This is a genomic window from Streptomyces sp. NPDC054961, assembly GCF_053609145.1.
The window spans coordinates 24,565-35,634 of record NZ_JBSGWY010000001.1; the positions used below are offsets into that span (position 1 = coordinate 24,565).

Consider the following 11,070-nt stretch of genomic DNA (forward strand, 5'->3'; position numbering starts at 1 on the left):
CTCCTCGACGCCGGGGACCTGTGGGGCGCGGCCGCGCTCAACCCCCGCCAGTGGCGCGGGCGGGACGGCGCCGCCGCGTGCCGCCCCCACGGGCCGGGCCCGGCGGGGGGGGCCGCCCCGCGCGGGGTGTCCGGGGCCGGGCGGCGCGCCCCCCCCCGGCGGGGGCCGGGGTCGTCCAGCACGGCCGTCAGCGCGTCGCGCAGTTCTTCGGCCCGGGACCTGCCGAACCGCACCCTCACCCCGGCCCCGGCCAGGGCCACCTGCCGGGCGACGATCGGCTGGTCGTCGCGGATCGGCGCGACCACCAGCGGCAGCCCGTGCGCGAGGGCCTCGCACACGGTGTTGTGGCCGCCGTGGCAGACCACCGCGTCCAGGTGCGGCAGCAATTCCAGCTGAGGCACCCTCTCCCGCAGCAGTACGTTCGAGGGGACCGCGCCGACCAGGGCGCCAGGGGCCACCAGCACCAGCTGGACGTTGGCGGAGAGTCGTTCGGCGGCTCCGAGGACCGCGTCGTAGAAGCGGCCGCCCGCCTCCTGGTTGAGGGTCCCCAGCGATACGAGCACCCTGCGCCGCTCCGGGTCCAGCCGCCTCCAGGGGAACGCGGGCGCGGGTGGCCGGGAGCCGAAGGCCGGGCCGACGAAGGCGTAGTGCGGCGGGAACTCCTCGTCCGCTCCCACCAGTTCGCGGCTGGAGAACACCAGGACCAGCCGGTCCGAGAACAGCGGATCCCACGCGCCGGCCGTGTCCGGGCCGACGCCGTCCGGGCCGGCGCCGCATTCCGCGAGCAGCCCCCCGATCTGGGCGGCCACCCACTCCCCGACCTTCGGGAAGTCCGTGAAGGGGCGGGTGAGTTCGGCCGAGGTGCTGGCGGAGGTGGCCCACGGGACACCGAGCCGGCGCGCGACCACCGGGCCCGCCAGCGCCTGCTGATCGGCGACCAGCACGTCCGGCCCGAAGGCGTGGACCGCCCGCGTCACGCCCGGCGCCATCGCCCTGGCCAGCGGCACCAGCGCCTCCTCCCAGAGGAACCGCAGCGCACCGACCCCCCGCAGATCGCGCCAGCGGGCGTGCAGCGCCGCGTAGTCGCCGCCGGATTCCGCTTCCTCCCCAGCGGGCAGGATCCGGGCGTGTTCGGGCAGCAGCCGGGACAGTGCTCCGGCCGGACCGGTCCAGGCGACCTCGTGGCCCCGGGAGGCCAGTTCGCATCCGACGGCCACGGTCGGATTGACGTGGCCCGCCAGCGGCGGCACGGTGAAGAGCACCTTCACGGGACCAGAGCTCCCGCCCGCGGCCGCGCCGCCGCGGCGGCCGGGGCCGCCGCCTCGAGATGGGCCAGTACGGCCGCCCGCAGGGCTCCGCTGTTCTCCTTCAGCACGTCGTGTCCCAGGCCCGGCAGGATCTCGATCGCGGTGACGTGCGGGGCGTGGCGGGCCAGTTCCCTTGCCCCCGGGACGAGTTCGGAGTGCTCGCCGCAGACGATCAGTACCGGACAGCTCAGCCCGGCGTAGTCGGCCGGGGTGAAGGTGCGGCTCGCCGCGATGTCCTCGATGAGCGTGGTGCGGTTGAGCAGGTCGTCGGCGATGGCCGTGAGATGGGCCGCCTTGCGCAGGCGCAGCGTGAGCAGCTCGCCGGGTACCGCACTGTCCTCGAGGCTGAGCGCGGCCGCCGACAGGGTGTCCAGCATGTTCTCCACCCAGGCTCCGCTGAGCGGCGGTTCGAGCAGGGTGAGCCCGGCGACGCGGTCGGGCCGCGCGAGGGCCGCGTGCAGGGCCAGGGTGCCGCCGTAGCTGTTGCCGACGAGGTGCACCGGACGCTGCCCGAGGCCGAGCGCCCCGAGCAGCGCGAACAGGTCCCGTACGGCGCTGCGGCTGTCGTAGCCGGTCGCCGGCCGGTCGCTGCGGCCATGGCCGCGCAGGTCGTAGAGGACGACCTCGTGCCCGGCCCGGGCCACCGGCACGGCCAGGGGGCAGTAGAAGGAGGACAGGTTGTCGACGACGAGTCCGTGGAGGAACACGACCACGGGGCGGTCGGCGGCGGCTTGCGCGGTGGCCGCTTGCGCGGTGGCCGGGAGTTGCTGGACGTGGAAGCGGACGCGATCCGCGGGGACGAAGGCCATGTCGGGATCACCCGGCCGAGGCGGAAGAGCCGGCGGGGAGCGACGGGACGCGCGCGAGGGAGGCGTGCGTGACCCGGCCGATGTGCGTGACGAGTTCGCCGACGGACATCGCGAGGATGGCGTCCATGTCCTTCTCGGCGATGAAGGCCATCAGGTCCACCTGAGTGCCGTAGCGGTGGTGGAGCTGCTCGGCGAGGGCGACGAACTCGATGCTCTCCAGGGCGAGATCCTCGTTGAAGGTCGTCTTCATCGTGACCTCGTCCGCGAGGAGGAACTCGTCACCGACGATCTCCACGAGCATGCCGGTGATCTCGGCGAGGATGTCAGCTGCCATGACTGGTCTCCATGAGGTGGAAGGGGACGGGGGACGGATCCGCGGGGTGGGCGGTCCAGGCGACCACGTGGTCGATCGGCGTGTCCGCGAGCAGGGTGGTACGGATGGGGGAGGAGTGCCCGTCGGGTGAGAGCACCCGCAGTCGGCCGGAGCCCGGTTCGCCGGACACCCGCCAGTCGCGCGGCCGGCCGCCGAGCCCGGTTCCCGCCGCCTTGGCCGCCGACTCCTTGGCGCACCACAGCGCCGTGAGCGCGGCCGGCAGGCCGGTGCCCTCGTGGGCCGCCAGCCGTTCGGCGAGGACGAGTTCCTCCGGCGCCAGCGCGATGCGGATCAGCGCGTCCGGATCGGTGGTCACCGGTTCCACGTCGATGCCGACCGGGTGGGCGCGGTGGGCGAGGGCGACCGCGATCCGGTCCTTGTGGGCGATCGTCAGCCGGGCGCCGCCGGCCAGCGGACCCTCGGCGAGGGGCCGGCCCGCCGGGTCGTTGCCGACGGGAACCTCCGCCGGGAAGACCGGCCCGGCTCCGCCGTCCCACAGCAGCTGCCGCAGGGCGTCCTTGGCGGCGATGCGGCCCAGCAGCCAGGGCGACCGGGCGCGGGGCGCCAGCCGCTCGTACACGGCGCGCTCGGCGGCGCCGAGGTAGCGGCGCATGACCAGCTCCTGGGACGCGGGATCGGTCCAGCGGCGCCGGGCCAGGCACCACCCGGCGGGCTGGGGTTCGCCGATGCCGCAGACCTCCGGGGAGAACTTCATCGGCCAGACCCGCTCGTCGGCGCCGAAGCGGCGGTACGTCCAGCCGTCGATCCGGGCCCACACCGTGCCGTCGCCCCGGCACAGCTCGATGTCACCGCGCACGGTCACCTCGCGCACCTCGCGGATCCGGGCCGTGGCGGCCACGAGCTCGTGCGGGGCGGGCGGCGGCCCGGAGAACCGGATGCGGTCCACGGTGGCGGGGAACACCAGCCGGTCCACCGGGAGCCGCAGCTGCATCCAGTGCCCGAACAGCTGCCCGGCGGCATCGAGCAGCGCCCCCGGGTCGGGCAGCGCCCGCAGAATCCCGAGGATGCCGTCCGAGCCGACGGCCCGCACCTCGTGCACCCCGGCGAAGCGGGGGCCGTGGAACATCCACCGGTCGCGGTAGAGCGCCTCGGCGCTGACGGGGGCGGGGCGTGGATCGCTCAGCGGGGCGGGGTCGGGGGCGGGGAGCGCCGCGTACCGCTCGCCGAGGAGCACGACCACGTCGGCGTACGCGCCGAGGCCGACACGCATGCGGCCGGGCCCTTCGCTCCGCACGGTGACGGCGAGGTCGAGGGCCGGTTCGACGGGCAGCCAGCGCAGGGCCCGAACGCGGTCGTAGCCGAGGACGGCGAGGCCGGGCGGGGCGCAGCGCAGGGCGGCCTCGGCCGCCAGCTCCAGCATCGTCGTCATGGGCACGACGGGAAACCGGTCGGAGTCCTCCGGCCAGTCCTCGGGCTGCAGGTACACGCAGTGGTCCCGTACGTAGGGCAGCGCGCCCAGCGAGAGGCGCAGGGTGTGGTCCCCGGTGAGGGGCGGGCTCGCGCCCGGCCGGGCCCGCGCGACGGCCGGGGCGGTCGGGGCGGTCGAAGGGGCGTCGTCGAGGACCGCGTCCAGGGCGGACAGCAGCACCGGCCGAGGCGCGGGAGCCGCCGACACGGCGGGGGCCACCGGAGCCGTGGGCGTGGGCGTGGGCGTGGCCGTGGCCGGGTTCCGGGCCGGGGCGGGGGCCCGGGGCGGGAGGCCGCCCAGGGCGGCGCGCGCCGCCTCGCCGAGACGGACCAGCGGCGAACCGAGGTCCAGTTGCACGCTCCGCCCTCCGGCGGCGGGTACGGACCGTACGGCTGCCGGGGCGGGTGCCTGGGTGGGTGCGGGTGTGGGTGCGGGTGCCGTGGCCGGCGCCGCGGCCGCCCGCCGCGCGCCCGCGGGCCGGTCGGGCGACAGGCGTTCCCACCGCGGTGCGTGGCCCTCGGTCCACAGCGCGGCGCAGGTGCGCCGCAGGGCGGCCACGCCCGGGAGGCGGGATGAGGCGGCCGACACCGAGAGGTGGGGGCGGTCGCGGAGGGTGTCCTCGACGAAGCCCGGCAGGCTCCCGGGACCCAGGGTGACGAAGCTTCGGACGCCCGCGTCCTCGTAGAGGCCCAGGGTCAGCTCCCGGAACCTGACCGGCTCCAGGAGGTGGCGGACCACGAGGGCGCGTACGTCGTCGGGTGCGGCGGGGAAAGGAGAGCAGGTGGTCGCCGACCAGATGGGGAGGGCGCCGGGCCGCAGCGGCAGCCGGCCGAAGGCGGCCCGGACCTGACCGAGGTAGGGCTCCCACATCGGCGTGTGGAAGCCGGAACGGAAGGGAAGTTCCTGGCCGAGCACTCCCTCGCTCCGCAACCGTTCCACCACGGCGGCCACCTGCGCGGGCGCGCCGCATATCACCGACTGGTGCGGGCAGTTGTCGTGGCTGACCACCACCTGGTCCAGTCCGCCGAGGGCCGCCCGCGCCCTTTCCGCCCCGCATCCCAGGGCCGCGTAGACCAGGTCCGGGACCTTCAGTGACCCGGGCCGGAGCGAGTCCAGGAACGCGTCGGCCGCGTCCTGCGGATACAGGCCGGCGGCGACCATCGCCGCCCACTCGCCGAGGCTGTGGCCCGCCAGCACGTCGGCCTCCAGGCCCAGTTCCGGCAGCACCCGGGCGTAGAAGCGGCCCGTCGCGAGGGCGTCCAGGGCGCGTTCCAGCAGCGCGTCGCCCCGGCCGAGGCGCGGCCGTTCCAGCCCGAGCAGGTCCGCCACCTCGTCCAGCTCCGGGGCGAACTCCGGCTCCAGGCCCGGGAACAGGAACGCCGTCCGGCCGCCCAGCGGCTCCGGTGCGAACCACACCTCCCCGCGCCCCCGCCAGGCCCCGCCACGCGCCACCACCTTCGCGGCCAGCGCGAGCCGCTGCGGCGTGGGCCCCACCACGGCGAGCCGGCACGGCCCGTCGCCACCGGACACCGGGGAGCCGGCCGCCAGCCGCACCGAGAGCTCCGCCACGTTCTGCGCCCCCATCAGGAGCACGTCCTCCCGCCCGGCGGCCTCCACCGGCGCGGCCGAGCGGCCCAGGGGCAGGAACCGGCGCCCGGGCGCGGGACGGTGTACGGCGCCGGGGGCCTCCTCCAGCACCACGTGCGCGTTGATGCCGCCGAACCCGAACGCGTTGACCCCGGCCCGGCGAGGCACCCCGGGCGTCCCGCGTTCCCACGGCCGCGCCACGGTCACCGGCCGCATCCGGGTCCGGGCCAGGTCCGGGTGCGGCTCCTCCAGGTGCAGCGTCGGCGGCAGCACCCCCTCGTGCACCGCGAGCGCCGCCTTGATCAGCCCGGCCATCCCGGAGGCCTGCATGGTGTGCCCGAGCATCGACTTCACCGAGCCGAAGCCGATGCCGTCCCCGGGCCCGTTCCCCTCCCCGGGGCCGAAGACCTGCGCCAGGGTGTCCAGTTCGGCCGCGTCGCCGACCGGGGTCCCGGTCCCGTGCGCCTCCAGCAGTCCCAGCGCGCCGGGCGCCCGCGGATCCAGCCCCGCTTCCCGCCAGGCCCGCTCCAGCGCCCGTACCTGGCCGGCGACGAGCGGGCTCATCAGGCTCGCGGCGCGGCCGTCGCCGGCGACGCCCGTGCCGCGGATCACCGCGTAGATCCGGTCGCCGTCCCGCTCCGCGTCCGCCAGCCGCTTCAGCAGCACCACTCCGGTGCCCTCGGACAGCAGGGTGCCGTCCGCCCGCCGGTCGAAGGGACGGATGCGCTCGCTCGGGCTCAGCGCCCGCAACTGCGTGAACACGCTCCACAGGGTGGCGATGTGGCAGTGGTGCACGGCCCCGGCGACCACCGCGTCGCAGCGTCCGCCGGCCAGCAGCCCCACCGCCTGGTCCACCGCCAGCAGCGAGGAGGCGCAGGCCGCGTCCAGGGTGTAGGCCGGGCCGCGGAAGTCCAGCCGGTTCGCCGTCCGGGCGGCCGTGAAACTCGGCACGAGCCCGATCGACGCGTCCGGCCGCTCAGGACCCAGGGCGTCCTGGAAGGCCTCGCGCACCGCGGCGATCCGCCGCTCACCCAGTTCGGGCGCGACCTCCCGGAGCGTCTGCACCAACTGGTGTGCCGTACGGACCCGTTGGTCGAGCCGTGCGGTGGCCACGCCCATGAACCCGCCGCGCCCCAGCACCACCCCGATCCGTGAGCGGTCGGCCGGCAGGCGGTCCTCGCCGCCCGCGTCGGCTATCGCCTCGGCCGTCGCGTGCAGGGCCAGCATCTGGTCCGGCTCGGCCCCCTCCACGGTGGCCGGCATGATCCCGAACCGGGTCGGGTCGAAGGCGGCGAGCCCGTCCACGAAGCCGCCGCGCCGGCAGTAGAACCGGTCGCCGGCCACTGGGCCGGTGGCTCCGTCCGGGTCGTAGTACACCTCGGGGTCCCAGCGGCCGGGCGGGACGTCACCGATGCAGTCCGTACCGGCGAGGAGGTTGCGGCGGTACGAGGCCAGGTCCGCGGCGCCGGGGAACACCGCGCCCATCCCGACGATCGCCGCATCGGCCGGCCGCGGGCCGCGCCGGTGCCCGCGGTCAGCCATGCTGGCCACGCTCCTCGCTCTCCCCGGCCATCAGGACCACCTGTACGTCGGTCCCGTGCGACAGTTCGGCGAGGAAGGCGGCGGCGCCGGCCTCCGGCTCGATCAGCGGAACGCCGCGCCGTGCGTACGCGCGGGCGAGCTCGGGGCTGACCATCCCGCCCGCCTCCGCGGCCCAGGGGCCCCAGTCGACGGACAGCACCCGGCCCGGGAAGGACTCCGCCCAGGTGTGGGCCAGGCAGTCGAGGGCGTCGTTGGCGGCGGCGTAGTCGCTCTGGCCGCGGTTTCCGTACACCCCCGCCACGCTGCCGAACAGGGCGAGGAACCGGGGCGCGGGAGCCGTGCCGTGCTCGGCCGCCGCGACGGCGAGATGCCGGGCGCCGGTCACCTTAGTGGTGAACACGGCCTCGAACGAAGCCGGTTGCTTGTCGAGGAGTAGGCCGTCCCGCAGGGTTCCGGCTCCGTGCACGATGCCGTCGAGGCGCCCGTGCCGTTCCCGTACGCGGGCCACCACGGCCCGCACCGCCTGTCCGTCCGTGACGTCCGCGCAGTGGTAGCGGACGGACGCGGCTACCTCCCCGAGGGCCGTCAGGGTGGCCCGCACCTCGCGCTCGGCGAGGATCCGGGAGGCCGCGGCCTCGATCTCCGCGGGCGTGCGCAGACCGGTGGCGATGAGGGCGGCGCGCAGGGCGGCCCGGTCGGTGGCGTGCCCGAACTCCTCGGCGCCGGCGCGAGGTTCCGGGGTACGGCCCATCAGTTCGACGTGGCATCCGGTGGCCCGCGCCAGGGCGAGAGCGGTCCGTGCGGTGATCCCGCGGGCCCCGCCCGTGAGCAGGACCACGGAGTCCGGCCCGAGGGGCGGCCGGCCGCCGACGGGGGCGAGCGGCGCGGGCACCGGGCGACGGGTGATCCGTACGCCCTGGGCGGTGTACCCGACGGAGGCGGGGCCGGGGTCCTCGGCGGAGGCGGGGTCCTCGGGGCGCGCGCAGATCAGTTCGGCGACGAGCTGGGCCGCGATCCGCTCCGGATCCTCCTTGGGGTGGACGTCCACCGCGCGGATGAGCCTGCCGGGGAACTCGAGGGCGGCGCTGCGTGCGAAGCCGTGGAGTCCGGCGCCGGGGGCGGCGCCGTTCGCGGTGACGAGGAGCAGGCGCCGTACGCCGCCGGTCAGCGTCCGCTGCAAGCCGGGGAAGGCCTCGGGCAGGGCGGGTGCGGTCCCCGGCCGCAGGGCGGAGAGGTCGAGGACCGCGTCGAACCCGGCTTCCGGAGCGTCGAGTTGCGTCACGTCCGCGCCGTGGGCCCGCAAGGCCGAGGCCAGGGCGGGTGCGACGGGCCGGCCGTCGCGATCGCCGTCGGCGGGGCCGTCGCCGACGACTCCGATCCGCAGGCCCCGCAGGGACCCGGGGTCACCGGGCGACGCCGGCAGGGGGACCGGGTCCACGCGCAGGCGGCTGACGGCGGCCGCGACGGGCCTTCCGGCCGGGGAGGTCGCGGGAGCGGTCCGTTCGGCGGGGGTCTCGGCGGGGGTGGTGGTCGCCGGGGGAGCGGTGTGGGCGATGACCCAATCGACGATCCCGCGCAGGGTCTTGATGCGCGACAGTTCCTCGATCGCGGCTTCGGCGGAGCCGCCCGGGTCCTGGGGGAGCCCGATCCGGTCGGCGAGGGCGCCGATGATCTCGACCCGCTTGATGGAGTCGATGGACAGGTCCGCCTCCAGGTCCAGCTCCGGATCGAGCATGTCCCGCGGGTATCCGGTCCGGGTGTGGACGATCTCCACGATCACGTCCATGACCTCGTCGGAGGACCGGGCGGAGTCACCGGGCGGCGCCGACACCGGGTCCGTGGGGACGTCGCCGGGGCGGACACCGTCGGCGGGATCGTGGCCCGGGGCCGCTTCGACGCGGGCCGGGCGGGCCGGTGCTCCGCCGCCGGCGAGCTCCTGACCTGCCGCCCCGGGCTCGCCGGGCCACCCCGTGCCGGAGGCGGGAGCCGGGGCGGCGGGAATCCGGCCGGGGTCGTTGCCGTTGTCGTGGTCGTGGTCGTGGTCGGCGAGGACCGGGGCCGGGACGGGAAGGAAGGGGGCGTGGTCCGTGACGGCGGGGAGCTGGCCGACGACCTGGGAGAAAGGTTCCGCGCCGGCCCAGGACCGTGCGGCGGCCCCGGCCGCCGAGCCCAGGTAGCCGAGCAGGACGTCCCGTTGTGCCTGCACGAGGTCACGCGAGCCGCGCAGGTATTCCAGCACCACCGCGGTGGGGCCGTCCCCGGCCTCCGGCCGGAAGTCTCCGACGGCGGGGGCGGGATCCTGGGCCCCGGCCCGGCTGCCGTTCGCGGCCCGGATGGGGTGGCCATTGGTTCGCCCGGGGCTCGGGCGGTCCGTCGGTCCAGGGCCTGTGGCCGGGCCGGCGCTCGGGGTGGGGGACATCTGAGGGCCTCCTGTGCTGTCTGGCGCCGTGGACCGCGGGTGCGCGGCGGTGACCCGGGAGCCGTCCACGGCGGGGACCCGGTGACCGTTGGGCCGTTCGGCGAGCGGTGTGGGAGCCGGACCCATGGCCATCGGCGTGAGCGCGGCGGGGTCCGCGAGCGCGGACAGGGAAGCCCAGTGGGCCGGGTGGAGGATTCCGGCGGCCGCGGCCCGGTCTCCAGCGGGGACCGGAAGGCCGTTCCCCCCGTCCGCCGGGACGCGTACCCGCTCGGCCGGCCGGAGGCCTCCCGGGATCGGGCGGCCGTCCGCCGTGCGGATCAGGTGGCCGTCGACCAGCCACCCCGGGCGGCGCGGAGCGCGGTCGGGGAGCGGGGAGGTCCGGCCGCGGAACAGTGCCTCCGGCGCCACGGGCACGCCCGCCGCCGCCAGTTCCGCGAGCGCCGTGACCAGCCGGACCAGGCCGTGTTCGCCCGGCACGTCCAGCGGGACCACCGTGTGCGGCCGGTCCCGCAGGATGCGGCCGACCAGGCCGGACAGGATCCGGCCCGGCCCCGCCTCCACGAAGGTGCGGACCCCGGCCGTGTACATGTTCTCCACTTGCTCGACGAACCGGACCGGTTCGGCGAGCTGGCGGGCCACGAGGCCCCGTACGTCCTCGGCGGACGCCGGATACGGGCGTGCCGTCGTGTTCGACCAGACCGGGACGGCGGCGTCGGCCAGCGCCGTCCCGGCCAGCTCCTCGGCGAGGTCCGTGGCGGCTCCCGCCACCACCTCGCTGTGGAACGCGCAGGCCACCGGGATCGGCTGCGCCGACAGGCCCGCCTCCCGCAGCGCGTCCACCGCCGCTGACACGGCGCTGGACGGCCCCGAGATCACGCACTGCTGGGGGGCGTTGTGGTTCGCCACCACGCACCCGGCGCGCTCCGTGATCTCCCGCACCGCCTCCGGCGCCGCCGCCACCGCCGCCATCGACCCGGGATCCGTCCCGGCCGCCGCCACGATGGCCCCGGCCCGTCGCGCGCTCAGCCGCAGCAGGCTCTCCGCGTCCCACACGCCCGCCGCCCACAGGGCGGTGAGCTCGCCGTACGAGTGCCCGGCCACGCAGTCCGGCCGGACCCCCAGCGTCCCGAGCAGCAGGTGCGCCGCCGAACCCGCCAGCCCGAGGGCCGGCTGGGCCACCCGGGTGTCGGTGACCGCGGCGCGCTGTGCGGCCCGCCCTTGGGCGGTGAAGGCGGTCGGAGGGAACATCGCGGAGACCACCGCGCCGGGAGCCGCGTCCAGCAGTTCACGCAGGGCGGGGAAGGCCATGAACAACTCGCCGCACATGCCGGGACGTTGGCTGCCCTGCCCGGGGAACAGGAAGGCCACCTGGCCGGGATCCGCCGACTCTTCCCGTACGTGGACCCCCGCGCCCGGAGCGAAGGCCCGGGCCTGCTCCAGCCGGGCCGCGAGCTCGTCCACGTCGCGGGCCACGACCGCGACGTGGACCGGCCCGGAACCTGGCGCCGCCGCCGCCGGGCGGGGGCGCCGGCCCCCCCGCCGCCCCGGCGCGGCGGTGAGCACCACGCGGGGCGGCCGGCCGGGCCGGGCCCCGCCCGCCGGGC

Annotated in this window: 5 protein-coding genes; all 5 read right to left on the reverse strand. The window is 76.6% G+C overall.

All coding sequences use genetic code 11. The annotated features are described in order from the left end of the window. Positions 1 to 1,268: glycosyltransferase (locus tag ACWF9Z_RS00110; protein WP_453595704.1), on the reverse strand; the 1,268-nt coding region annotated here is incomplete at its 3' end. After that, complete coding sequence (locus ACWF9Z_RS00115; RefSeq protein ID WP_453595707.1) at positions 1,265 to 2,116, reverse strand: alpha/beta fold hydrolase; 852 nt, start codon at positions 2,114 to 2,116, stop codon at positions 1,265 to 1,267. The genes ACWF9Z_RS00115 and ACWF9Z_RS00110, both read right to left, overlap by 4 nt. 7 nt (positions 2,117 to 2,123) lie before the next feature. Then, positions 2,124 to 2,450, reverse strand: coding sequence for a phosphopantetheine-binding protein (locus ACWF9Z_RS00120; RefSeq protein WP_453595710.1), 327 nt, complete (start codon positions 2,448 to 2,450; stop codon positions 2,124 to 2,126). Next, positions 2,440 to 7,047: a beta-ketoacyl synthase N-terminal-like domain-containing protein gene (locus ACWF9Z_RS00125; RefSeq protein WP_453595713.1), complete on the reverse strand. Its 4,608-nt coding sequence runs from the start codon at positions 7,045 to 7,047 to the stop codon at positions 2,440 to 2,442. Before ACWF9Z_RS00125 ends, ACWF9Z_RS00120 begins: the two co-directional genes overlap by 11 nt. Then, complete coding sequence (locus ACWF9Z_RS00130; protein ID WP_453595716.1) at positions 7,040 to 10,939, reverse strand: SDR family NAD(P)-dependent oxidoreductase; 3,900 nt, start codon at positions 10,937 to 10,939, stop codon at positions 7,040 to 7,042. The genes ACWF9Z_RS00125 and ACWF9Z_RS00130 overlap by 8 nt, the downstream gene beginning before the upstream one ends. Positions 10,940 to 11,070 lie beyond the last annotated feature (131 nt).

What these genes read in the sequence shown, in the direction of transcription:
- ACWF9Z_RS00115 (WP_453595707.1), bottom strand. Translation starts at nt 2,116, where the DNA reads ATGGCCTTCGTCCCCGCGGATCGCGTCCGCTTCCACGTCCAGCAACTC.
- ACWF9Z_RS00120 (WP_453595710.1), bottom strand. Translation starts at nt 2,450, where the DNA reads ATGGCAGCTGACATCCTCGCCGAGATCACCGGCATGCTCGTGGAGATC.
- ACWF9Z_RS00125 (WP_453595713.1), bottom strand. Translation starts at nt 7,047, where the DNA reads ATGGCTGACCGCGGGCACCGGCGCGGCCCGCGGCCGGCCGATGCGGCG.